The organism is Vreelandella jeotgali Hwa (genome assembly GCF_000334215.1).
Taxonomy (GTDB): domain Bacteria; phylum Pseudomonadota; class Gammaproteobacteria; order Pseudomonadales; family Halomonadaceae; genus Vreelandella; species Vreelandella jeotgali.
The window spans coordinates 97,267-120,333 of record NZ_AMQY01000018.1; the positions used below are offsets into that span (position 1 = coordinate 97,267).

Annotated in this window: 18 protein-coding genes; 6 read left to right on the top strand and 12 right to left on the bottom strand. The window is 64.8% G+C overall.

From position 1 onward, the window contains the following. Window positions 1-73 precede the first annotated feature (73 nt). Window positions 74-343, top strand: coding sequence for an HPr family phosphocarrier protein (locus C793_RS0109225; RefSeq protein ID WP_017430656.1), 270 nt, complete (start codon window positions 74-76; stop codon window positions 341-343). Window positions 344-475: 132 nt separating this feature from the next. Here C793_RS0109225 and pmbA read toward each other — a convergent pair whose 3' ends face one another. Continuing rightward, window positions 476-1,816, bottom strand: a complete 1,341-nt coding sequence (pmbA, locus tag C793_RS0109230; protein WP_017430657.1) for a metalloprotease PmbA — start codon at window positions 1,814-1,816, stop codon at window positions 476-478. Between the two features lie 154 nt (window positions 1,817-1,970). On the opposite strand from pmbA, the gene yjgA reads away from it, so the two are divergent. Next, entirely contained in the window at window positions 1,971-2,489 is a 519-nt protein-coding gene (gene yjgA, locus C793_RS0109235) for a ribosome biogenesis factor YjgA (protein WP_017430658.1), read from the top strand. A gap of 12 nt (window positions 2,490-2,501) precedes the next feature. Here the strand turns inward: yjgA and tldD are convergent, their stop codons facing one another. The 6 genes from tldD to C793_RS0109265 all read right to left on the bottom strand — a co-directional run bounded on the left by tldD (window position 2,502) and on the right by C793_RS0109265 (window position 11,911). After that, window positions 2,502-3,941 (bottom strand): metalloprotease TldD, encoded by a 1,440-nt coding sequence (gene tldD, locus C793_RS0109240; protein WP_017430659.1) that lies wholly within the window; start codon window positions 3,939-3,941, stop codon window positions 2,502-2,504. Beyond that, entirely contained in the window at window positions 3,938-7,876 is a 3,939-nt protein-coding gene (locus tag C793_RS0109245) for a YhdP family phospholipid transporter (protein WP_017430660.1), read from the bottom strand. The genes tldD and C793_RS0109245 overlap by 4 nt, the downstream gene beginning before the upstream one ends. Before the next feature lie 4 nt (window positions 7,877-7,880). Beyond that, window positions 7,881-9,344, bottom strand: a complete 1,464-nt coding sequence (gene rng / locus C793_RS0109250) for a ribonuclease G (RefSeq protein ID WP_017430661.1) — start codon at window positions 9,342-9,344, stop codon at window positions 7,881-7,883. 72 nt (window positions 9,345-9,416) lie between these two features. Beyond that, complete coding sequence (gene mreD, locus C793_RS0109255) at window positions 9,417-9,905, bottom strand: rod shape-determining protein MreD (RefSeq protein WP_017430662.1); 489 nt, start codon at window positions 9,903-9,905, stop codon at window positions 9,417-9,419. Then, window positions 9,905-10,768 carry a rod shape-determining protein MreC gene (gene mreC / locus C793_RS0109260; protein ID WP_017430663.1) on the bottom strand — a complete coding sequence of 288 codons (864 nt, stop codon included), beginning with the start codon at window positions 10,766-10,768 and terminating at the stop codon, window positions 9,905-9,907. Before mreC ends, mreD begins: the two co-directional genes overlap by 1 nt. 105 nt (window positions 10,769-10,873) lie before the next feature. Further along, a complete protein-coding gene (locus C793_RS0109265; RefSeq protein ID WP_017430664.1) occupies window positions 10,874-11,911 on the bottom strand; it encodes a rod shape-determining protein in 1,038 nt (345 codons plus the stop codon). Between the two features lie 227 nt (window positions 11,912-12,138). Here C793_RS0109265 and gatC point away from each other — a divergent pair, with 227 nt between their 5' ends. From gatC to gatB, 3 genes are all read left to right on the top strand, one after another. Then, the gene (gene gatC / locus C793_RS0109270; protein WP_017430665.1) at window positions 12,139-12,426 is read left to right on the top strand and encodes an Asp-tRNA(Asn)/Glu-tRNA(Gln) amidotransferase subunit GatC; all 288 of its coding nucleotides are present in this window, start codon (window positions 12,139-12,141) and stop codon (window positions 12,424-12,426) included. Between the two features lie 86 nt (window positions 12,427-12,512). Further along, window positions 12,513-13,994: an Asp-tRNA(Asn)/Glu-tRNA(Gln) amidotransferase subunit GatA gene (gene gatA, locus C793_RS0109275; RefSeq protein ID WP_017430666.1), complete on the top strand. Its 1,482-nt coding sequence runs from the start codon at window positions 12,513-12,515 to the stop codon at window positions 13,992-13,994. Then, the gene (gene gatB, locus C793_RS0109280) at window positions 13,994-15,463 is read left to right on the top strand and encodes an Asp-tRNA(Asn)/Glu-tRNA(Gln) amidotransferase subunit GatB (RefSeq protein ID WP_017430667.1); all 1,470 of its coding nucleotides are present in this window, start codon (window positions 13,994-13,996) and stop codon (window positions 15,461-15,463) included. The genes gatA and gatB overlap by 1 nt, the downstream gene beginning before the upstream one ends. Before the next feature lie 67 nt (window positions 15,464-15,530). Here the strand turns inward: gatB and sixA are convergent, their stop codons facing one another. The 3 genes from sixA to htpG form a co-directional block, all read right to left on the bottom strand. Then, window positions 15,531-15,992 carry a phosphohistidine phosphatase SixA gene (gene sixA / locus C793_RS0109285; protein ID WP_017430668.1) on the bottom strand — a complete coding sequence of 154 codons (462 nt, stop codon included), beginning with the start codon at window positions 15,990-15,992 and terminating at the stop codon, window positions 15,531-15,533. Continuing rightward, window positions 15,989-17,071: an NAD(P)H-dependent glycerol-3-phosphate dehydrogenase gene (locus C793_RS0109290; protein WP_017430669.1), complete on the bottom strand. Its 1,083-nt coding sequence runs from the start codon at window positions 17,069-17,071 to the stop codon at window positions 15,989-15,991. Before C793_RS0109290 ends, sixA begins: the two co-directional genes overlap by 4 nt. 113 nt (window positions 17,072-17,184) lie before the next feature. Beyond that, window positions 17,185-19,089 carry a molecular chaperone HtpG gene (gene htpG / locus C793_RS0109295; RefSeq protein WP_017430670.1) on the bottom strand — a complete coding sequence of 635 codons (1,905 nt, stop codon included), beginning with the start codon at window positions 19,087-19,089 and terminating at the stop codon, window positions 17,185-17,187. Window positions 19,090-19,477: 388 nt separating this feature from the next. On the opposite strand from htpG, the gene C793_RS0109300 reads away from it, so the two are divergent. After that, entirely contained in the window at window positions 19,478-21,499 is a 2,022-nt protein-coding gene (locus tag C793_RS0109300) for a transglycosylase SLT domain-containing protein (RefSeq protein ID WP_017430671.1), read from the top strand. A gap of 26 nt (window positions 21,500-21,525) precedes the next feature. Here C793_RS0109300 and C793_RS0109305 read toward each other — a convergent pair whose 3' ends face one another. Beyond that, window positions 21,526-22,179: a LysE family translocator gene (locus C793_RS0109305; protein ID WP_017430672.1), complete on the bottom strand. Its 654-nt coding sequence runs from the start codon at window positions 22,177-22,179 to the stop codon at window positions 21,526-21,528. 94 nt (window positions 22,180-22,273) lie between these two features. Beyond that, entirely contained in the window at window positions 22,274-23,059 is a 786-nt protein-coding gene (locus C793_RS13730) for a RodZ family helix-turn-helix domain-containing protein (RefSeq protein ID WP_017430673.1), read from the bottom strand. Window positions 23,060-23,067 lie beyond the last annotated feature (8 nt).

Consider the following 23,067-nt stretch of genomic DNA (forward strand, 5'->3'; position numbering starts at 1 on the left):
CAAGCCTGACATCATCACGATGCCGCCATCGCCACGCCATCCCAGGACTTCGCTATCACGACAAGGAACCCGCGTGCCCTGTAAAACCCTGACCCTGACCAACCGGCGTGGCCTCCACGCCCGCGCGGCCACCAAACTGGTTGCCTGCTGCCAGCCGTTTGCTGCCGGGGTGCATGTGTACAAGGGCAGCCAGAAGGCCGATGCGTCCAACATCATGTCGCTGCTGATACTCGCCGCGCCCCGTGGCACCGAACTGACGGTACACGCCGACGGCGAAGACGCCGACCAGGCGCTTGACGCCGTCGAAGCGCTGTTTACCGCCCGCTTTCACGAAGACGATTAGATCACTGAACCCGACCGATACCCGGCCGGTCTCAGGGGTTGGCCGTTCAACGCTTGCCCGTTCAACATTTACCCAGCGACCCAAGCGTCGGCGTGGCGGCGGGCATTGACGATCCCGACCGCCGCGCCCGCATCAGTCACCCGCCACGGTCATACCGTCAATCAGCCAGCTGCCGGTGTGAATACTGCCACGAGTATCCAGGTCGTCGCCTATGCCGATCAGGTTGGCGAACATCTGCTCCAGATTACCGGCGATGGTGAATTCCTCGACCGGATACTGCACCTTGCCGTTCTCTACCCAGAAGCCCGAAGCCCCTCGGGAATAGTCGCCGGTCACGCCGTTCACGCCCTGCCCCATGAGCTCGGTGACCCAGACGCCACGATCCATCCGCTGCAACAGTGCCTCTACCGGCTCCTGCGGCGCATCGATGCGCAGATTGCGCGCACCGCCGGCGTTGCCGGTGGTCTCCATTTCCAGCCGGCGGGCGCTGTACGCGGACAGCATGTAGCTCGCGATTGTGCCCCGATTGATAAAGCGGTTGTTGCGCGTTTGCACGCCGTCACCGTCAAACGGCGAGCTGGCCATGGCGCCGCGTTCCATGGGGCGCTCTTCCAGGCTGAACCACTGGGGAAACAACGGCGTATTCAGCCGCTCGCAAAGAAACGAGGCCTGACGATAGAGCGCCCCGCCGGCCAGCGCACCCATCAGGTGCCCGACCAGCCCGCCGGCCAACGACGGATCGAACAGCACCGGGAAAGTCCCGGTTGCCGGGCGGCGAGCCCCCAGGCGACGCAGCGTTCTGCGCGCGGCCTCACGCCCCACCTCGGCCGGCGCGCGCAGCGCCTCGGGGTCGCGCGCCGAGGTATAGTCAAAATCCCGCTGCATGCCCTGGCCATCCTCGGCAATCAGCAGGCACGACAGCCCGTGATGGCTGCCCTTCTGTGAGCCGACAAAGCCGTGGCTGTTGGCGTAGACACGAACCCCTTCGCCGGTAGACAGCGTCGCGCCTTCCGACTGGGTAATACCGGCCACATCGCGGCCCGCCTGCTCGCACTCCAGCGCCAGCGTTGTTGCCTCTTCGGTGGACAGCGCCCAGGGGTGATGGACATCCAGATCGGGGACGTCGCGCGCCATCAGGTCGGCATCCGCCAGCCCCGACGCGGCGTCCTCGCCGGTATAGCGAGCAATGGACAGCGCCCGCTCCACCGTCGCGCGGATGGAATCCTCACCGGCATCGGTCGACGAGGCGCTACCCTTGCGCTGCCCCACGTAGACCGTCACGGCGATGCCCTGGTCCCGGGATAGCTCCACGGTTTCGACTTCTCCCAGGCGTACGCTGACTTCCACCCCCTGATCGACGCTGGCTCCCACTTCGGCAGCGTCAGCGCCCTGGCTGACGGCCAGCGCCAGCGCCTGTTGCGCACGGGATACCAGCCGCTCCTGCTGCGCCCGGGCATCAAATGCCTGTGCCATAATGGCCTCCTGTTGCGCTTGCCCGACCGGCAAGCCCTGTGAATTCGTGTGGTCTGAAAGACTTACGCTATACTGGCGCCGACTTGAACCTTCAACGCGTCACTCCATGAACGCGTCACCCCATGAACCTGCCTCTCCATAAAAGAGTATTTCCATGGCAAAAAAGACTCCCGCACCGGCGGACGACTCCGCCGGCGACCGTCCCAGCAAGTCGCAGCGAAAACGCGACATGCACGAACTCCAGGCGCTGGGGGAAACCCTGATCGCCATGAAACCCGGCGAGCGTGCCCGCTTTACGCTGTCCGACGACCTGCAGCACGCCATTGACGAGACTGCGCGCATTACCTCCCGGGAAGCCCGGCGCCGACACATGCAGTACGTTGGCAAGCTGATGCGCAAGGAAGACCTGCCCGCAATTCGGGCCGGCTTCGAGGCCATCGAGCAGGAACGGGTTCAGCGTGACCATGCCTTTCACCGGCTGGAAAAATGGCGCGACCGCCTGATCGACGAAGGCGACGATGCCGTTACCGAGTACCTGCGGGAACACCCCGACGCCGAAAGTCAGGCGCTGCGCCAGCTGGTGCGTAACGCCCGGCGCGAACGCGACCGGCAAAAACCGCCGACCAGCGCACGCAAACTGTTCAAGTACCTGCGCGACAACCGGACGCCGTAGCGCCCGATCGAATCACGACTGCGTGCCGCCGACGGTCAGCTCATCCAGCTTCATGGTGGGCTGGCCCACGCCCACGGGCACGCCCTGACCTTCCTTGCCGCACACGCCGATGCCCGGATCCACGTCCATGTCGTGACCGATCATGGACACCTGGCCCATGGCCTCGGGGCCGTTGCCGATCAGCGTGGCGCCCTTTACCGGCGCGGTAATCACGCCGTCCTCGATGAGATAGGCCTCGCTGGCCGAGAAGACAAACTTGCCCGAGGTAATATCGACCTGGCCGCCGCCAAAACTCACCGCGTACAGGCCACGCCTGACGCTTTTGATGATGTCATCGGGTTCGTCCTGGCCGGGCATCATCAGCGTGTTGGTCATCCGCGGCATGGGCATGTGCGCATAGGACTCGCGGCGCGCGTTGCCGGTGGGCGCCATGCCCATCAGCCGGGCGTTGAGCTTGTCCTGCATGTAGCCGGTGAGAATCCCGTCCTCGATCAGCGGCGTACGCTGCCCCGGCGTGCCCTCGTCGTCGACGCTCAGCGAACCGCGACGGTCGGCCAGAGTGGCGTCGTCGACCACGGTGACCCCCTTTGACGCCACCTGCTGCCCCATGCGGCCGGCAAACGCCGAGCTGCCCTTGCGGTTGAAATCGCCTTCCAGCCCGTGGCCCACGGCTTCATGGAGCAGAATACCCGGCCAGCCGGCGCCCAGCACAACGGGCATCTGCCCCGCCGGCGCGTCGACCGCCTCAAGGTTGACCAGCGCCTGGCGCACCGCCTCCCGGGCATAGCGCTCGGCCACACCGGCATCGCGCAGCTGCGCCATGGAGTAGCGTCCGCCGCCGCCGGCGCTGCCGCGCTCGCGGCGGCCGTTATGGACCGCAATCACGCTGACGTTAAAACGCACCAGCGGCCGAATATCCGCCGCCAGGGTGCCGTCGCTGGCACGCACCAGCACCACCTCATGGGTCCCCGACAGCGACGCACTGACCTGGCTGACGCGCGAATCGGCCGAACGCGCCACGCGATCGGCCAGCTTGAGCATGGCGACCTTGTCTTCGGCGCTCAGGCCGTTGAGCGGATCGATGCCCGCATAGCTCGCCGCCACGCTCACCGGACTGACGGCCTGGCCGTGACGGCGGGTGCCGCTGCGCACAATGCCCGCAGCGGTTTTGCCGGTATCCGCCAGCGCATCGGCGCTTATCTGGTTGGAATAGGCAAAGCCGGTTTTCTCGCCGGAAAGCGCCCGCACGCCGACGCCGCCGTCGATGTTGTAGCTGGCGTCCTTGACCTCGCCGTCCTCGAGTATCCAGCCTTCCTGCCAGGTACGTTGAAAATACAGGTCGGCATAGTCGATCCCGGCCCCCATGGCATGGGACAACCCGGTATCCAGGCTGTCCATATCCAGCCCGCCGGGGGTAAGTAACATTGAAGCTGCCTGGTCAAGCTGCGTCATTGAGAACCTTCCAGTGTAATATCCGGTGAAGCCCAGGGGCCTTCCAGCCGGTAATGAATCGTCGTGGCACGCTCAAGGGCGTTACCGAACAGCGTATGGGCGACAAACAGCGCACCGCCCACCACCGGCGCACCGGCGGCGAGCGCGGCAATGGGTAAACTCTGGCTGACCGGGAGTGTGACGCCCAGACGCTGATCGAGTTCACGCTGCAACAGATTGACGCGGCCGGTGAGCCGCAGGCCGGTCGACGGCGCATCAATGATCAGCGGGCCGCGCAGCCGCAGTATACCGCCGGCGACGTCGGCCTTGCCCTCGATGCGATTGAAGGCGGTGCCTTCGCCGGTCACGTCCGAGAAATCCAGCCGCAGCCGGCGCAGGATGTTGTCGAAATTCAGCAAGCCTACCAGCCGCGCCGGCGTCGACTCCAGGGTGACGAAGCGGCCGTTGTGCACCTCAGTGGCCACGTCGCCGGTCGCCCTGTTGAGATCAAACTGCCAGGGCGCCCCGGGCCACCGCAGCGATGCGCTGACCCGGGTGCTGTCGCTGCGCATGGCCACCGGTTGATCCAGGCGAGCAAGGGCCGTGCCCACGTCGCCGCCGGCCAGCGTGAGTTGCGCCCGGGTATCGCTGGTCGCGGTATTGCCCTGCCACACCAGCTCGCCGCGCGCCGACAATTCGCCCAGCGTCAGCCCCACCGGAGACAGCGTGAATTGCCGAGGCCCGGCCTGCCAGTAGGCGGTCAACGGGCCCAAACGCTTGTCATCAAGAACGATCTCCGCGACCCGCAGACGCCCATCGGGCAGGCTCGCCAGCCAGGCGGGCATGCCGGCCGGCTTTTCCGCCCGGGTTTCCACGGCCTTCATCCAGCGGTCGGTCTCGGGCGTGTTTTCGGGCGTGTTCTTGGGCGCGGTCTCGGACATGGCCTCTGGCGGCCGTTGGGTATCGGCGTCGGTGTCATCCGTCAGCGCGGCCATCTCCGGCAGCCGATCGGCGACGAGCTGTCCCACGTCGATATCCAGCGGATGCACAGCACCCGGGCGATAGCGCAGCCGCCCGGTAAGCAGGGTACCGTCCAGCGTCAGATCAAGACTGCCGTTCGCCCGACGCTGCCCGGACGCTAGCGCCCGCCCCAGACATTCGCCGCGATACATCAGGCACGGCGTCTGCAACGTCAGCTCAAGCGGTGGATCGCGACGCTGCCCCGCGCCGCTGCCCGACGACTGTCCGGCCGAGCCCGCCCCGGACAGCACGTCGCCGAGCGACTGCCACTCCAGCGGCGCAATACGCCGGGCGCCGGCGTCTATCTGCCAGCCATGTTGATCCGGCCAGGGCGGCATCTGCACCGCCTCGGTGCCCAGGATCAGATGGCCGGCAAGGCGCTCGCCCATCAGCCGACCACGAAACAGCGCCACATCGCTCAACGAGCTTTCCACCCGGCCGGCGCCCAAATCCGCGTCAAGCGTCCAGGGCCAGGACGCTTCCGGCGACTTGGCGAAAGGCGCCGGCAGGTCGACGCTGACACCGTTCAGCTGGCTTTGCAGCGTCAGCGTGGGGGATGCGCCCAGCGCCAGCGTGCCCTGCCAGGGCGTAACGCCGCTGACCGCCTGAGCGGCAGCCGTGAGGTCGATGCCGGCAACGCCCAGCAGCCGGGTCATATCGGCACGGCCGTCAAGCGCGACCTCGCCGGGCGTAAAGTCGGCACGGATATCACCGCCCAGAAAGGTGCCCCTGGCCTCACCGTTCAGCGTTCCCCGGGAGCCACGCTGCTGCCAGGTCAGGTCGGCTGTCAGCTCCTGCATGTCGGCATCCAGCGGCGCATAAGCCAGCTGTTCAAGGCGCGGCGAGGTATCGATATCCAGCGATAGCGCTTCCGGGTCATCCAGCGGCAGCGTCAGTTCCAGCTCTGCGAGCACATCACCCTGCGCCTGGATATTTTCCAGCGCCGGCTTTTGCTCCTCGCTCAGTACCGGTGCGGCCAGCAAAAATGCCTTGAGCGCCTCGGCATCGGCCTTCAGGCGGCCCGATACGTCGAGCTTGCCGCTTGCCACATCCAGCGCAACCTCGCCATGATCCGCCCGCACGCCCAGGCTCCGCGCCTGGCTCAGGCTGGCGTCCAGTCGGCCCTGATCGAGTTGCAACCGGCCTTCCAGGCCGGTAATTGTCGGCCATCCCGGGGCGATGGGCAGCGAGCCACGGGTCACATCCAGCGCCAGCGTCGTCTTTATATGGTCGGGCGTGGCCCGTTCGCCCAGCGGAGCGGTTATCTGCAAACGGCCTTGCTCAACCTCACCGCTGATGCCGCTGTTCAGCCACTGGCGAAGGTCATCGTCGAGCACCTTCATGGGCAGCCAGTCGACCAGCGGGTTATTCACCGCGTCGACGTTGCGAAAATCCAGATCGAGTCCCAGCTGCTGCTGGCTGTCGCCGGTCAACAGGCCGAATTCGCCCTGCACCGCAGCACCCTTCCATTCGGCCTGCAGCTTCCGGCCGCTGATCAGCGTATCCTGGCCGTCGTATACCCACTGTACTTCGCCCTGGGCACTATCCAGCTGCATCGTGTCAGTAAAGACTTCAGGAAACGCCAGGGTGCTGTCGTCATCGCCGGAGAACGCCACGCGACCGCGCTGATCCCTCGCCTGAATCCAGGCATCCAGCGGCCCGCCGCCGGGCGCTTCGTCCCAGGGCGACACGGCCAGATCCCGGAGCGCGGCGTCCACTCGCCATTCGCCGTCCTGCCGGCCTACCTGTAACCCCGTTACCCGGCCGCGCGGCGCCAGCGATTGCAAGGGGCGCTTGAGCGAATCGGGCAGTACCAGGTAGTCGCCCCAGGCCAGCAGCGAATCCAGCTCAAAGTTGCTGGTGCGTAGCTGCCAGTCCCTCGGGTGATGCGTAAACTGCCAGCGCTTTGGCAGTGTCGGCGCCTGATGACGGGACGGCGTGGTGCGTTCGACGTCGGCGGCGTCGCCGCTCAGCCAGGCCTCCCCGCCGTCTCCCCGGCGCCGCCACTGGCCCCGTGCGTGAAGCTCCTTGAGGACGGTTTTGTCGTCCGCCTGGCTCAGCGCGACTTCGGGCATATTGAGCTTGAGACGCACGTCTTCCAGCCGGCCCGACTGCCAGCGACCCCAGAGCCGCGAACGGCCGCCGGTCAGCGCCAAACGAGGCACATACGCCGGGCGCACCAGCTCGGCCAGCGCTGACAGCTGTTCCAGCTGCATATCCAGCTGCAGGGCGGCGGAAAAATCCTGGAGGCCGTTGTCGCCCGGGCGCACGTCGGCGCGGACCCGAGCGGCGGGCAGCTCATCCGGCTGACGCGGCGACAGCGACGACGCCATCGCGACGGTACCGGCCAGGCGAATACGCGTCTCATCGCCGCCGAGCACCAGCTCCGGCGCGTGGAGGGTCGCATCGCTGTCGTTGCCGTGCATTAAAACGCGGGTGTCGGTTACCCATAGCCGCTGACGCAGAATGAGCTGCGTCCAGGCGTCGACGACGCCCATGTCGATGCGGGTATCCGGGTCGAGGTGAAACGGCAGAATGGCCGGGGAAGGCCACCGCCAGGCCATGCCGTCACCGCGATAGAGGTGGAGTTTGAAGGCATCCATACGCGCCTGGCTGAACACCGGCGCCGCGGCGCGCAGCGAGCTCCACAGATCCAGACTCAGATCAAGACGACCCAGCGAAAACAGCGGCTTGTCGGGCAGCTCGGCGGTCACGCCGGTCAGCGATAGGCTCAGCCCGTCGCGCTCGATGTCGACCGAAAGCGACTCGATACTCACCGGGGCCCCAAGATGGGTTTGCAGCAGCGCCTCAAGACGCGGGGTAAAGGTGTCGGCCTGCCAGGCCACCAGGCGCAACAGCAGCAGCAACACGGCCAGCAGCCCCAGGCACCCTGCCAGCCCCGCCAGGCAGCCTTTTCGCAGCGCTCGGATGGTCATGGGCCTACATCAGCACGATGTCGTACTGCTCCTGGGAATAGTGCTGCTCGACCTGAAAGCGGATCGGCTTGTGAATAAAGTTCTCCAGATCCACCACCGAAGCCGACTCTTCGTCGAGCAGGCGGTCCACCACCGGCTGAGACGCCAGAACACGGTACATTTCCGCGTTGTAGGCGCGCTCTTCACGGAGTATTTCGCGGAATATCTCGTAGCAGACCGTTTCCGGGGTTTTCAGCTTGCCGCGCCCGTCGCAAATCGGGCAGGCTTCGCACAGCGTCTGGGCCAGGCTTTCCCGGGTGCGCTTGCGCGTCACCTGTACCAGCCCCAGCTCGGTCACACCGGTGCACCGGGTTTTGGCGTGGTCGCGCTCCATGGCCTTTTCCAGCAGGCGCAGCACCTGGCGCTGGTGCTCGACATCCTCCATATCGATGAAGTCAATGATGATAATACCGCCGAGGTTGCGCAGCCTGAGCTGGCGAGCAATGGACGTCGCGGCCTCGAGGTTGGTCTTGAAAATGGTTTCCTCGAGGTTGCGGTGGCCGACAAAACCGCCGGTATTCACGTCGATGGTGGTCATCGCTTCGGTGGGGTCGATCACCAGATAGCCGCCGGACTTGAGCTGTACCCGGCGGCTGAGCGCTTTCTGGATTTCATCCTCCACGCTGTAGAGGTCAAAGATCGGCCGCTCGCCGGGATAATATTCGATGCGCTCCACCGCCGACGGCATGAACTCACGGGCAAACTCTACCAGGCGGGCGTAGTTTTCCCGGGAGTCAATGCGGACTTTTTCGATGTCTTCGCGCATCACATCGCGCAGGGTGCGGATAAACAGCGGCAGGTCATCGTAAATCACCGCCGGGGGTGCTGCGGTGATCTTGCGCTCGCCGACTTTCTGCCACAGGCGCAGCAGAAAGTGGATATCGCTGGCCATTTCGTCGTCGCCCACGCTTTCGGCGGCCGTTCGGACGATAAAGCCGCCGCCAACCTCCAGCTGCTGATCGGCCAGGCCGGCTTCGAGCAGCTGGCGCAGGCGAGTGCGCTCACGCTCATCCTCGATCCGCTGGGAAACGCCGTGATGCGTGGCATCGGGCATATACACCAGATAGCGCGAGGGAATCGACAGGTGGGTGGTCAGCCGCGCGCCCTTGGTGCCAATCGGGTCCTTGGTGACCTGCACCACCAGCGCCTGGCCTTCGTGCAGCAGCTGGCCGATGGTTTGCTGCTCATCGGCCGGTGTGCCCGCGGGCATGACATCGTGGGCGTGAATAAACGCGGCGCGATCCAGACCGATATCGATAAAGGCGGCCTGCATACCCGGCAGTACACGCACCACCCGGCCCTTGTAGATGTTGCCGACAATGCCGCGGCGACAGGCGCGTTCAATCAGCGCCTCCTGGAGGACGCCGTTTTCCACCAGCGCAACGCGCGTCTCCATGGGCGTCAAATTGATGAGAACTTCACCACTCATGCAGCCTTCCTTTAGTCGTTCGCAGCCAGCGAAGCTTCACGGAAAACGGCCGGCCTCAAGCGGCCGGCCGACTCATTTCGCCCTGTTACGCAGGCCCACAACGTCCAGCAGGGTCACCAGCCACGGCCACAGCAGTGCACTGGTAAGCGCCGGCAGCACAAACGCCAGGTGGATGGAAAAATCGCCCCAGAGGGTCCTGATCCACTGCTCCAGCAGCTGCACGATACCCAGCAGCACCAGCACCAGCACCGCCTGCTGGACAAGCGAATAGCTGCGAAAACGCGGATAGACCAGCGCACAGAGAAACCCCAGCAGCGAAAACACCAGCGCGCTCTGCCCCAGGGCTCCGCCCTGCACCAGGTCAAGCAAAAGCCCCAGCACAAAGCCGTGCAGCACCCCGACACGCCCGGGGGCTCGCAGACAGCCGTAAATCAGCATCAGGCCCAGCCAGTCCGGCCGATAAATCTGCCAGCCTTCTGCCAGCGGCATGACCTGCAGGCAAAGCGCCAGCAGCAGCATCGGCCAGATAAACGCCAGGGATGCACCGGATGTACGCGCCATCAGCGAGCCCTCCCGGCATCGGTCGGCGATAGTGCGGCCGCTACGCGCTGCACGCTGCTCATGGCCGCGCGACTGATCGCCAGGCTATCGCCCCAGGGGCTGTCTTCCGCGGTTTTGCGCGGCGGCGGAAACAGCAGCAGAAAATGCCGCGAACGCTCCAGCTGTGCCAGCGGCTCGGCAGAGACCCGGGCAAACGGCTGGCCGGGGTCGTGAATCACCCGGGTGACTCGCGCCACCGGATACCCCTCGGGGAAGCGGCCCGCCAGTCCTGATGACGTCAGCAGATCATCCTCGCGTATATCGGCCGTATCGGGTACGTGGAGCACCTTGAGCTTGTCGTAGCGGCCGGCGCCCTGAACGATGAAACGCAGGCCGTTGCGATTGACCTCGACCGGCAGCGCATGGCTGGCATCCGCCAGCAGCAGCACACGGCTGGAATACGCCGACACCGAGGTTACCTGGCCGACCAGGCCAAGGGCGTCGGTCACCGGCTGCCCCACGTAGGCACCGTTGCGGCGCCCGCGATCCACCACCATACGATGGCTGAAGGAATCGTTGTCCAGTGAAATAAGCTCGGCGGTGATGAAGCCGATATCGCGCTTGCGCGAGGCGTTGAGCAGCTCGCGCAGCTCGGTGTTTTCTGCCTCGAGGTCGGCCATGCGCTGCCCGCGATGGGACAGCTTGAGCATCTTTTCCCGTAGGTGACGGTTTTCTTCCATCAGCTCCTGCTGCCCGGAAAACGCCACCGTGCCCCAGCTGAGCAAATCGCTGGGCACGCTGACGACCCACTGAATCGGCGCCACCACCGTGGAAAGCTGCGCACGCAGCGTTTCCATGCGCGAGAAATTGTGGTCGGCAAACATCAGCGCACTGGCTGCCAGAACACAGAAAAACAGCCGATAGCCGGGCAGGTACCCGTGGGAAAACAGCGGTTTAATAAGAGCTCCTCCGCACAGCTACCGCCGCGATCAGTCGCTCGACAGCAGCTCGAAGGTATGCTGGTCGATCATTTCCAGCGCCTTGCCGCCGCCACGCGCGACGCAGGACAGTGGGTCTTCGGCCACGATAACCGGCAGCCCGGTTTCCCGGGAAATCAGCTTGTCCAGATCCCGCAGCATGGCGCTGCCGCCGGTGAGTACCAGGCCGTGCTCGGCAATGTCCGACGCCAGCTCGGGCGGCGACTGCTCCAGCGCACTCTTGATCGCCGAGATAATCGCGGCGAGAGAATCCTGCAACGCATCGAGAATCTCGTGAGAGTTCAGCGTGAAGCTGCGCGGAATCCCCTCGGCCAGGTTGCGACCGCGAACGTCGATCTCGCGCTGCTCGCCTTCGGGAGACGCACAGCCGATTTCTTCCTTGATACGCTCGGCGGTGGCCTCACCGACCAGGCTGCCGTAGTGGCGGCGCACATGGCTGGTAATGGCCTCATCAAAGCGGTCGCCGCCCACGCGGATGGATTCGGAGTACACCACGCCGTTGAGCGAGATAATCGCAATCTCGGTAGTGCCGCCGCCGACGTCCACAACCATCGAGCCCTGCGCTTCCTCGACCGGCAGGCCGGCACCGATGGCCGCGGCCATGGGCTCCTCGATCAGAAAGACTTCCCGGGCACCGGCGCCTTCGGCCGACTCGCGGATCGCCCGTCGCTCGACCTGCGTTGACATGCAGGGAACGCAGACCAGCACCCTGGGACTGGGCGTCAAAAAGGTACTTTGATGAACCTTGCGGATAAAATGCTGGAGCATCTGCTCGGTAACGGTAAAGTCGGCGATCACGCCGTCCTTCATCGGCCGTACCGCGGAGATGTTGCCGGGGGTGCGCCCCAGCATGCGCTTGGCATCGGCACCGACGGACGCAACGCTGCGCATGGTGCCTGCCTGACGAATCGCGACCACGGATGGCTCATCGAGGACAATACCGCGCCCGCGTACGTAAATCAGTGTGTTGGCCGTACCCAGGTCGATCGATAGATCGCTGGAAAACAGCCCCCTCAAACGTTTGAACATGGATGATATTACCTAGTGCTGACCGGGAACCCTGTGCGGAGGCAGACGGTATCACCGCAACCCCCTGGCGGCAACCACATGGCGTATCGGCCCTGCCCGCCGGCGCCAGGATGTGCTATCTTCTGCGCCACTTTTTGCGCACGTTGACTCAACGCTTGTGCATGCCGGAAACATAATACTTGGGGCACCGGAGAACGGTGCTGCCACTCATGAGGAGTACAGGGATCATGGCCCTTGAACAGACCCAGGTACGCCGGGCGGCCCATCTGGCCCGGCTCGACGTCAGCGATGACCAGGCGAGCAGCTTTGTCGATGACCTTGGCCGAATACTCGAAATGGTGGATCAGCTGCAGAGTGTCGATACCCACGACGTTGCCCCACTGATGCACCCCCTCGATGCCACCCAGCGCCTGCGCGCCGACGAGGTGACCGAAGAGGATCAGCGCGAGCGCTTCCAGCGTAGCGCCCCGGCCGTGGAAGACGGCCTGTATTTGGTGCCGCGTGTTGTCGAATAGCCCGGCACCGACCAACGGCAGCCGCCCGGCGCCGGGCTGGCACCCTGTTACCTGCGTTATTTTTTCTACCACGGAGCCTGTGGGCCATGTCTGACCACACTGCTGATTACGCGCCCGAGACCGTCACCTCGCTGGCGGCCGCGCTGCAACGCGGCGATGCTTCCAGCCGCGAACTGACCACCGACTACCTGAAACGCATTGAGCGCGCCGACTCCACGCTCAACAGCTTCATCAGCGTCACCGCCGAACAGGCGCTGGCCGCCGCCGATGCCGCCGACCAAACCCGGGCCGAGGGCAACGCCGGCTACCTGACCGGCATCCCCCTGGCGCTCAAGGATATTTTCTGCACCCGGGGCGTCAGGACCAGCTGCGGCTCGAAAATGCTGGACAATTTCACCGCCCCTTACAGCGCGACCGTGGTGGAAAAGCTCAACGCCGCGGGCAGCGTAAGCCTGGGCAAGACCAACATGGACGAATTCGCCATGGGCTCGTCCAACGAGTCGAGCTATTACGGCGCGGTGAAAAACCCCTGGGACCTCACCGCCGTGCCCGGCGGCAGTTCCGGCGGCAGCGCCGCCGCCGTTGCAGCGGGACTGGCCCCGGCGTCGCTGGGCACCGATACCGGCGGCTCCATCCGTCAGCCGGCGGCGTTTTGCGGCATCACCGGGCTCAAGCCTACCTACGGGCGCGTGTCGCGCTACGGCATTATCGCCTACGCTTCCAGCCTGGATCAGGCCGGCCCCATGGCCCGCACCGCCGAAGACTGCGCCCACCTGCTGGGCAACGTGGCCGGCCACGACCTGCGCGACTCCACCAGCATGGCGCGCTGCGTACCGGACTATGCCGCCGAGCTGGACGCACCGCTGGCCGGGCTCAAGATCGGCCTGCCCCGGGAATATTTCGGCGACGGCCTGGACCCGGCGGTGGAAAGCGCCGTACGCGAGGCGGTGAAGGTCTACGAATCGCTGGGCGCCACGGTGCGCGACGTCAGCCTGCCGCACACCCGCTATGCCACGCCGGCGTACTATGTGATTGCCCCGGCCGAAGCCTCTTCCAACCTGTCGCGCTTTGACGGCGTGCGCTTCGGCCACCGCTGCGACAACCCGGACGATCTGGTCGATCTGTACAAGCGCTCCCGGGCTGAAGGCTTCGGCGAAGAGGTCAAGCGGCGCATCCTGATCGGCACCCATACGCTGTCCGAGGGCTTTTTCGACGCCTACTACATCAAGGCACAGAAAATCCGCCGGCTGATCCGCCAGGATTTTCTCGATGCCTTCGACGACGTCGACGTGCTCATGGGCCCGACCACGCCTACACCGGCGTTTGACCTGGGCGCGCAGTCGGACCCGGTATCGATGTATCTGCAGGATATCTACACCATCGCCATCAACCTGGCCGGTATCCCCGCTATCAGCGTGCCCGCCGGCATGGCCGGCGGCCGCCCCACGGGCCTGCAGATTCTCGGCCCCCACTTTGCCGAAGCCCGGCTTTTGAACGTGGCCCACCAGTTTCAGCAGGCCACCGACTGGCACCAACAGCGCCCCGCTTTTGCCAAGGAGATGATCTGATGCAATGGGAAACCGTGATTGGGCTCGAGGTCCACGTCCAGCTCGCCACGCGCTCGAAGATTTTTTCCGGTGCCTCCACCGCTTTCGGCGCGGGCCCCAACACCCAGGCCTGCGCCGTGGACCTGGGGATGCCCGGCACCCTGCCGGTGGTCAACGAACAGGCGGTGGCCATGGCCGTGCAGTTCGGCCTGGGCGTCAACGCCGACATCGCCGAAACCTCGGTGTTTGACCGCAAGAACTACTTCTACGCCGATTTGCCCAAGGGCTACCAGACCAGCCAGATGTACCACCCCATCGTCGGCCCGGGCGAGCTGGAAATCAGCCTCGACGACGACGTGACCCGGCGCATCGGCATTCACCACGCGCACCTGGAAGAGGACGCGGGCAAATCGCTGCACGAAAGCCTGACCGACGACAGCGGCCGGGAAATGACCGGTATCGACCTGAACCGCGCCGGCACGCCGCTGCTGGAAATCGTCTCCGACCCGGATATGCGCTCGGCCAAGGAGGCGTCGGCCTACCTCAGAGCGATTCATTCGATTGTGACCTACCTGGGCATTTCCGACGGCAACATGGCCGAAGGTTCGATGCGCTGCGACGTCAACGTCTCGGTGCGGCCCAAAGGCCAGGCCGAATTCGGTACCCGCGCGGAAATCAAGAACGTCAACTCCTTCCGCTTTGTCGAGCAGGCGATCGCCTTCGAGGTCGAGCGCCAGATCGAGCTGATCGAAGACGGCGGCGACGTCGAGCAGGAAACCCGCCTTTACGACCCGGACAGCGACGAAACCCGCAGCATGCGCACCAAGGAGGAAGCCAACGACTACCGCTACTTCCCCTGCCCCGACCTGCTGCCCATTGTGCTTGACCAGGCCTACATCGATCACCTGCGCGACACCCTGCCGGAGCTGCCCGCCGACAAGCGCGCACGGTTCGAGAATCAGCTCGGGCTGTCGGCCTACGATGCCGGCGTGATTGCGGCCAGCCGCGACATGGCCGACTACTTTGAAGAGGCCATGAACGTCTGCGGCGATGCCAAGCAGGCCGCCAACTGGGTGCAGGGCGAGCTCTCCGCCGCGCTCAAACGCGAGCATCTGGACGTCACCCGGAGCCCGGTCAGCGCGCGCCAGCTGGGTGAGCTGATCAGCCGGGTTCAGGACGACACCATCAGCGGCAAGGCGGCCAAGCAGGTATTTCAGGCGCTATGGGACGGCCAGGGCGAAAGCGCCGATGAGATTATCGACGCCAAGGGGCTCAAGCAGGTCACCGATACCGGCGCCATAGACGCCATGATCGACGACGTGATTGCCCAAAGCCCCCAACAGGTAGCCCAGTACGTCGAGGCCGAGCCGGAAAAGCGCGGCAAGATGATCGGCTACTTTGTCGGCCAGGTGATGAAGGCCTCCCGAGGCACCGCCAACCCTCAGCAGGTCAACCAGCGGCTCAGCGAAAAGCTCGACGCCCTGGTATAAAAACACCGCGTGCTGTCGTCGCTTATTGACGCACAGCACGCGGCGTTGCCTGTCGGGCGGCAGGCTTTTACGGTGCGCTAAAGCTCACCAGCCGGGCGCAGCCGCCGGCCCAGACGTCGGCCTCGAGCTCGGCGATCCCCGCCGCAGGAAAGGGCCTGCCCTGGTCTTCGCGGCCTTCCACCAGCAGCCCGGCGAGCGCCCCGACCAGCGGCATGTGGCTGACCACCAGAAGGTTGCCCGACTGGTTTATCAGCCAGTCGCAAAACGCCTGGGGCGAATCGTCCGGGGTTATCCCGGAAAGCGTTTCAACGCCAATGCCCAGCGCTTCTCCCATCAGTGCAGCCGTTTGACGCGCACGCCGATAAGGGCTGGCGACGATCCGGGTCACCCCAGCGTCGCCGTCCTGCTCCTGAGCCAAGCAGCGAGCCATCGATGTGGCCTGGCGTTCGCCGTGCGGGGTCAGCTCGCGGGCGCTGTCCGGCGAACCCGGCGCGGCCTCGCCGTGGCGCATGATCCAGAGTCGGCTCATGACATACCTCCTGTCTGCTGGCTGTCCGAAGCGCCCCGATGGGCCTTTTGCACCTCGGCCCGGGGCAGCACGAATTCCACGTCGGAACTCTGCTCACCGGTCATCAGCCCGCCGGCCATCTGCCTGGCCGGCACGCCCCGGAACAGGACGCGCTCGAGCCCTTCGGCCAGCGGCATGTAGACGTCGATTTCCGCGGCCTTGTCACATACCAACCGCACGGTGTTGACCCCCTCGGCCACCTGCCCCAGGGCATCCACGGCTTCTTCCAGCGTGCGACCTTCGCCCATGGCATAGCCGACGCGATAGTTGCGCGACAGGTCCGACGAACAGGTGACAATCAGATCACCCACGCCGGCCAGCCCCAGAAACGTCATGGGATTGGCGCCCTGGGCCACGGCGAAACGGCTCATTTCCGCCAGCGCGCGGGTCATCAGCATGCTGCGGGTGTTTTCGCCCATGCCCAGCGCCGCCGCCATCCCCGCGGCGATGGCGTAGATGTTTTTCAGCGCCCCGCCCAGCTCGACACCGTGGCGATCGTTGCTGGCATAAACGCGAAAATACCCGCAGCTCAATACCTGCTGCACCCGCGTACGCGTCTCGGCATCGGCGCTGGCGACTACCGTGGCGGTAAGCTGCTTGTCGGCAATTTCCGAGGCCAGGTTGGGCCCGGCAATCACGCCGATATGGTCAAAACCGGTTTCCTCCTCCAGGACCTGGCTCATGAGCATAAAGCTATCGGGCTCGATGCCCTTGGTGGTGCTGACCAGGATCTGCTCGGGATGCAGCCACCGGCGCGCGCGTTGCACAACGCGGCGAAACGCCTTGGAGGGAATCGCAATCAGCACCAGCTCGGCGTCGTCGAGAACCGCCTGCATATCGGTGGAGGCGCTCACGGCGGGGTTCATGGCGTAATCGGGCAGGTAGCGTCCGTTACGCTGCTCACGGTTGATCTGTTCGACCAGCTCGGCGTCGCGCATCCACTGACGCACCCGGGCGCCGTTGTCTGCCGCGATGCTGGACAGCGCGGTGCCAAAGCTGCCGCCGCCCAGCACCGCGACCTTGATCTGTTCTTCCGCCATACAAAGGTGTCCTGACTGGGTGGTAAGTGATCACCAGATTAGCAAATACGCCAACAAAACAAACGGCCCGCCAGGCATTGCCTGGCGGGCCGTCATGGGTCAGCCGTCGATAATCAGGCGGTCAGCACCCCGTTAAGGCGCTTGACGTAGGCCGCCGGGTCATCCAGATGGCCGCCTTCGGCGATGATGGCCTGATCCAGCAGAATATTCGCCAGATCGTTGAAGGCCGACTCATCGGCGTTTTCCAGCCGGTTGACCAAAGCATGCTCGGGGTTGAGCTCGAGGATCGGCTTGACGTCGGGCATGGGCTGGCCGGCGGCTTCCATGATGCGGCGCATCTGAAAGCCCATTTCGTTTTCCGGCAGGACCACGCAGGCCGGGGAATCCGTCAGGCGATGGGTCACCCTGACTTCCTGCACGCCCTCGGTGAGCGTCTCCTGGACGCGCTTGACCAGGTCTTCCTTGTCCCTGGCGGTTTCTTCCTGGGCCTTCTTTTCTTCCTCGTCTTCCACTTCGCCCAGGTCGAGATCGCCCTTGGCGATGTCGGTGAGGGTCTTGCCGTCAAACTCGGTCAGATGGCTCATCAGCCATTCGTCGATGCGGTCGGACAGCAGCAGGACTTCGACGCCCTTCTTGCGGAAGATTTCCAGGTGCGGGCTGTTTTTTACCGCGTTGAAGCCGTCGGCGACGATGTAGTAAATCTTCTGCTGACCCTCTTTCATGCGCTCAATATAGTCGGTCAGCGACTGATCCTGGGTAGCGCTGTCATTATGCGTCGAGGAGAAACGCAGCAGGCCGGCGATTTTCTCGCGGTTGCCCGGATCTTCGCCGGGGCCTTCCTTGAGCACGCTGCCAAAGGTATTCCAGAACGTCTGGTAGGCCTCGTCATCCTTGGCCAGCTTTTTCAGCATGTCCAGGCTGCGCTTGGTCAGCGCGCTCTTGATCTTGTCGACCTGCGGGTCCTGCTGGAGGATTTCGCGGGAGACGTTGAGCGACAGATCGCGGGTATCCAGCACACCCTTGATAAAGCGCAGGTACAGCGGCAGGAACTGCTCGGCGTCGTCCATGATGAAGACGCGCTGCACGTAAAGCTTCACGCCCCGGGCGCCGTCGCGCTCGTAAAGATCGAACGGCGCGCGGCCGGGGACGTAGAGCAGGCTGGTGTATTCCAGCTTGCCCTCGACCTTGTTGTGGCTCCAGGTCAGCGGGTCGGAAAAGTCATGCGATACGTGCTTATAGAACGCCTTGTACTCGTCGTCAGTGATCTCGGCCTTGGGGCGTACCCAGAGAGCGGTGGCCTCGTTGACGGTATCCCAGGTGGTGACTTCGCTGCCCTCGATCTCGTTGCCGTCGTCGTCCTTCGCCGTCTCGGTCTTGGGCATGCGCACCGGCACCTGGATGTGGTCGGAGTACTTGCGCACCAGCCCCTGGAGGCGAGCGTCGTCGGCAAACTCCCGAGCCTCTTCCTTCAGATGCAGGACGATTTCGGTGCCGTGGGCTTCCCGCTCATACTCGCCGATGGTGAATTCGCCCTCACCGGCCGAACGCCATTCAACGCCCTCGGCCATCGGAGCGCCCGCCTTGCGGGTGCGAACGGTCACTTCGTCGGCAACGATGAAGCTGGAATAAAAGCCCACGCCGAACTGGCCGATCAGGTTGGCATCCTTTTGCTGCTCGCCGGACAGCTGCTGCAGAAACTCGGCGGTGCCGCTTTTGGCGATGGTGCCCAGGTTATGAATCACGTCGTCGCGATCCATGCCCACGCCGTTATCGCGCACGGTGACGGTGCCCGCCTCGCTGTCGTGCTCGATCTCGACGCGCAGCTCGCTGTCGTTCTCGTAAAGACCGTCATCGTCCAGCGCCGCGTAGCGCAGCTTGTCGCAGGCGTCGGCCGCGTTGGAGATCAGCTCGCGCAGGAAGATCTCGCGGTTGGAGTACAGCGAGTTGATCATCAGATTCAACAGCTGCTTGACTTCGGTCTGGAAACCCAGCGTTTCCTGCCTGGTTGTCTCGGTCATTATCTCGGCCCTCGGGTCGTTGTCGTGTTACCGTCATTGCGCGCCCGGCGAAGTGAGCAATCCTACGTAGTGCACTATCCAAGGTGGTGCACTATCCAACGTAGTGAACTGCCCGACAAAGTGAACTGCCCGGCGATTGATCGCGCCGGTCAGGCCAGGATCGCTGTTCGCCACGCGCGGCCATGAATTCGATGTCAGCGAAATATGGGGCCGCCTCCGCGCTTTTCAAGGCGGCACGCTTATCAAGGCCAGATGCTTTCCAGGGCGAGAGCTTTTCAAGGCGAGATGCTTTTCAAGAAAGTGACAGGATCGGCCAACCGGGTATCATGGCTTCGCCCGGCCCATCGCCACCCCGAGTATTGTCCCGTTGCCGCATCAGGAGACCGTTATGCACACCTTGCGCCGCCGTCTGCGTTACGGGTTCCGGCTCGCCGGCCTATTACTGCTCACCGGCCTGCCACTGACCGCACCTGCCACTGCGGCAGCGGCCGCGTCATTCACCGATACGGCCATGCGCGAGGCGCTTGCCAATGCCCGCGATCAGCGCTTTGAACGTATCGATGACGACGCCATCGCCGGTCACGTTCTCGGCGGCTATATCGACTACCACCGCCTCAAACGGGCGCTGCCGGATGCGCCATCGTCCAGGGTCAACCGCTTCATTCAGGCCAACGACGACTCTCCGCTGGCCGGTTGGATGCGCGGCCAGGCGATCAGCGCCTACGGCGAGGCCGGGCGTTTTGACGCCCTGCTGGCGGTCGCCGACGGTCCGCCCCAAAGGATTTCGCGGCAATGCCATTACCAGACCGCGCTGCTGGAGCGTGACACGCAGACAGCGCAAGAGGCGGGCAAGGCGCTATGGCTCGCCGGCCGCTCCCGGCCCGACGCCTGCGACCCGCTGTTCAACCGCCTGCGCCGGGAGAACGTCATCGATGCCGACGCGATCTGGCAGCGCGCCATGCTCGCCTGGCAGGCGGGCAACGCCGGGCTGATGGACTACCTGCTGGATATGCTGGGTGAACGCTGGCAAACCGCTGTCACCCGTGCCAAAGCAACGCGGCAGGACCTGTCAGCGCTTGGCCGGGCGCCCGACTGCCTGGGGCCCAGGTGCCGGGCCGGCGACGGTTTTTATCAAGCGGCCATGCAGCGCCTGACCCGGAAAGATACCCGCGAGGCGTTTCTTGTCTGGCAGGAGCTCGCATCGCGTATCACGATCACCTCCCGAGCGCGCGCGAATATTCGCGAGGAGCTGGCGTTTTACGCCCTGGTGCGCGAAACGCCGGGCACTCTGGGCTGGGTCGACGACGTGCTCCCGACCCTGGATAGCCAGCGAGTGCGCGAACTGCGGGTGCGCCGGGCGCTGGCAAGCCGGGCCTGGCGGGATGCTCGCGATTGGATAGAGCAAATGCCCGCCGCCGAACAGGAAGACAGCCGCTGGCAATACTGGCTGGCACGCGCCGACGAGCAGCAGGGGAATGATGCGGCAGCACACCAGCACTACGAGGCGGCCACCCAGGAGCGGGATTTTTACGGCTTTGCCGCCGCTGACCGCCTGGGCCGGCCGTATTCACTCCACCGCCGCGATGACGAGCCCAACACGGCCAGCCGGGCATCCATCGCCGCACTGCCCGAGGTCAAGCGCGCCGAAGCGCTGATCCGTATTGACGAGCCGGGGCTGGCGACCAGCGAATGGCTCCAGAGTGTGCGCCGGGCCTCTCCCCGGCGTGCCCGGGCAATGGCCGACTATGCCGCGCACAAGGCCGGCAACGGCCATGCAGGCTGGACGGCCCGGCTGATACAGACAACGATCGCCGCAGGAATGTGGGACGCGCTCGACTGGCGTTTCCCCGAAGCCTATACGGATGCCTTCCAGCGCTTTGGCCAGCAGCACGACGTTGACCCCTACCTGCTGATGGCCATTGCCCGGCGGGAAAGCGCCTACAACCCCGAGGCGCGCTCGTCCGCCGGGGCGCTGGGTCTCATGCAGCTGATGCCCGGCACCGCCGACGACGTCAGCCGCTCGCTGGGGCTGGAGGCCCCCGGCCGCTACGGCGTTCTTGACCCCGACCTCAATATCCGCCTGGGCAGCGCCTATTTCGGCGATATTCTGGCGCGCTACGGCGGTAACCGTCTGGCCGCAACCGCCGCCTACAACGCCGGCCCACGGCGGGTCGATCGCTGGCTAAAGGAACACGACGCCGACGCGTTTGATCTTTTCGTCGAACAGATTCCCTTCCGCGAAACGCGCCGCTACGTACAGGCCGTGCTGACCTACCGGGTCATTTATCAGCGCCTGGCCCGGGACGAACGTCAGCCAGGCAAGGCAACCGCCGATCCGATTGCGCTGCTCACCGACGCCGAGGAAAACGCGCGGTACAACCGCGAACTGCTCAGCGAAGATCGCGACTAAGCGGAACGGAAGCCGGCGGCCGGCCGTCAGGGGCGCTGTTCCAGCGCCAGCTTGAGGCCAAAAGCCACCAGCACGCCGCCGGTGACGCCGTTCAGCGCGCGCCCCAGGCGAACGCTGGTCAGGTAATGGCTGGCCTTGCCCACCATCAGCACCACGGCGACCTGCCAGAGATTGGCAATGATGAAATGCACGCCGGCCAGCCACAGCGACTTGATCAGGGCCGGGTCTGCCGGGGCGATGAACTGCGGCAGAAAGGCCATGTAAAACACCACGGTCTTGGGGTTGAGCACGTTGGACAAAAACCCTTCCCTGACCGCCTGATAGCGCGCACCGCGGGTTTGCCCCGGCACCGCGCCTGCCGCCTGGAGCGACTGGCCACGGCGGGCAGCGCCCAGGCTCCTGACGCCCAGCCACACCAGATAGGCCGCGCCGACGAACTTGAGCGCGGTAAACGCCGTGGCAGACTGCATCAGAATCAGGGAAATACCCAGCGCCGAGACCGTGGCATGCACAAACAGCCCGCAGCAGATGGCAAGACTGGTGGCCACGCCGTCACCGATGCCGCCCCGCGCGGTATTGCGAATCACCAGCAGCGTATCCACACCCGGGGTCAACGACAGCAGCGTAATGGCCACTACAAAGGCGCCAAAATGCCCGTCGATCAAGCTCCATTCCGCCATGCGTTATGAGTCTCTTTCGTCGCCAGCCTGTTTCGCCAACCGCTTTCACCAGCCTCCTTGCGCGCCTTTGTGACGGCGGCTTAACCGCTAGCGCTTATTCGCCGCTGCGCTCCGAGGTATCTCCGGAACCCGACATCGGCTGGAGCGTTTCGGGAGCGGTTTCGACATCTTCCTGCTCAAGTTCTTCAAACTGCTCCTGGAGGCGATCCTGGGTTTCTTCAAAGCGCCGCTCGGCATCTTCAATCAGGTCGTCCACTTCGGACTTGCCCAGCTCGCCGTCCAGCTTGCCGTTTTCATTCAGCGAACTCTCGGGCAAATCGGCGGCCGAGGGTTCGTCCAGCGACAGCCCACTTTCCGGTAGCGTGACATCACCTTCATCCGACCCGGCCTCTGCACCCGGCAGCGGCTTCACCGACGGCTCCTGCTCCTCGGCTTCTTCAAACTGGGCCTTGAGCTCCTCCTCGGCTTTCTCGAAACGCTTGTCAATATCGTTGATGACCTGATCCACGTCCGACTCGGTGACCTCCCCCGGCATGGCATCGTCGTCATTGAGCACGTCTTCGGGGTCAGCCGTCAAGGTGTCGTCGTCGGCCTTGACCTGTTCGGCCTCGACGCTGCCGGACGCCTCGCCCGCGCTGACCGGCTGGGTGTCGCTATCGACCGCCGGGGTGCTGTCGTCGGCCTCGGCAGCGGCTGTTTCATTGCTGCCATTGGCGTCAACGGCCGGCGTTTCCTGCTCGGCTGGCGCCTGCTGTTCGGCCGGCGTGTCATTGGCGGGAGCGTCGTTAGCGGTAGCGTCATCCGGCGCCTCGTCGTCACCGCAGGCACTCAATAAAAGCGCCGTGGCAGCCAGCGCCGGAATCCAGAAGCGTTTTGACATGGCGGTAT

What these genes read in the sequence shown, in the direction of transcription:
- pmbA (WP_017430657.1), bottom strand. Translation starts at nt 1,816, where the DNA reads ATGGCACAGGCATTTGATGCCCGGGCGCAGCAGGAGCGGCTGGTATCC.
- yjgA (WP_017430658.1), top strand. Translation starts at nt 1,971, where the DNA reads ATGGCAAAAAAGACTCCCGCACCGGCGGACGACTCCGCCGGCGACCGT.
- tldD (WP_017430659.1), bottom strand. Translation starts at nt 3,941, where the DNA reads ATGACGCAGCTTGACCAGGCAGCTTCAATGTTACTTACCCCCGGCGGG.
- C793_RS0109245 (WP_017430660.1), bottom strand. Translation starts at nt 7,876, where the DNA reads ATGACCATCCGAGCGCTGCGAAAAGGCTGCCTGGCGGGGCTGGCAGGG.
- rng (WP_017430661.1), bottom strand. Translation starts at nt 9,344, where the DNA reads ATGAGTGGTGAAGTTCTCATCAATTTGACGCCCATGGAGACGCGCGTT.
- mreD (WP_017430662.1), bottom strand. Translation starts at nt 9,905, where the DNA reads ATGGCGCGTACATCCGGTGCATCCCTGGCGTTTATCTGGCCGATGCTG.
- mreC (WP_017430663.1), bottom strand. Translation starts at nt 10,768, where the DNA reads ATGTTTGCCGACCACAATTTCTCGCGCATGGAAACGCTGCGTGCGCAG.
- C793_RS0109265 (WP_017430664.1), bottom strand. Translation starts at nt 11,911, where the DNA reads ATGTTCAAACGTTTGAGGGGGCTGTTTTCCAGCGATCTATCGATCGAC.
- gatC (WP_017430665.1), top strand. Translation starts at nt 12,139, where the DNA reads ATGGCCCTTGAACAGACCCAGGTACGCCGGGCGGCCCATCTGGCCCGG.
- gatA (WP_017430666.1), top strand. Translation starts at nt 12,513, where the DNA reads ATGTCTGACCACACTGCTGATTACGCGCCCGAGACCGTCACCTCGCTG.
- gatB (WP_017430667.1), top strand. Translation starts at nt 13,994, where the DNA reads ATGCAATGGGAAACCGTGATTGGGCTCGAGGTCCACGTCCAGCTCGCC.
- sixA (WP_017430668.1), bottom strand. Translation starts at nt 15,992, where the DNA reads ATGAGCCGACTCTGGATCATGCGCCACGGCGAGGCCGCGCCGGGTTCG.
- C793_RS0109290 (WP_017430669.1), bottom strand. Translation starts at nt 17,071, where the DNA reads ATGGCGGAAGAACAGATCAAGGTCGCGGTGCTGGGCGGCGGCAGCTTT.
- htpG (WP_017430670.1), bottom strand. Translation starts at nt 19,089, where the DNA reads ATGACCGAGACAACCAGGCAGGAAACGCTGGGTTTCCAGACCGAAGTC.
- C793_RS0109300 (WP_017430671.1), top strand. Translation starts at nt 19,478, where the DNA reads ATGCACACCTTGCGCCGCCGTCTGCGTTACGGGTTCCGGCTCGCCGGC.
- C793_RS0109305 (WP_017430672.1), bottom strand. Translation starts at nt 22,179, where the DNA reads ATGGCGGAATGGAGCTTGATCGACGGGCATTTTGGCGCCTTTGTAGTG.
- C793_RS13730 (WP_017430673.1), bottom strand. Translation starts at nt 23,059, where the DNA reads ATGTCAAAACGCTTCTGGATTCCGGCGCTGGCTGCCACGGCGCTTTTA.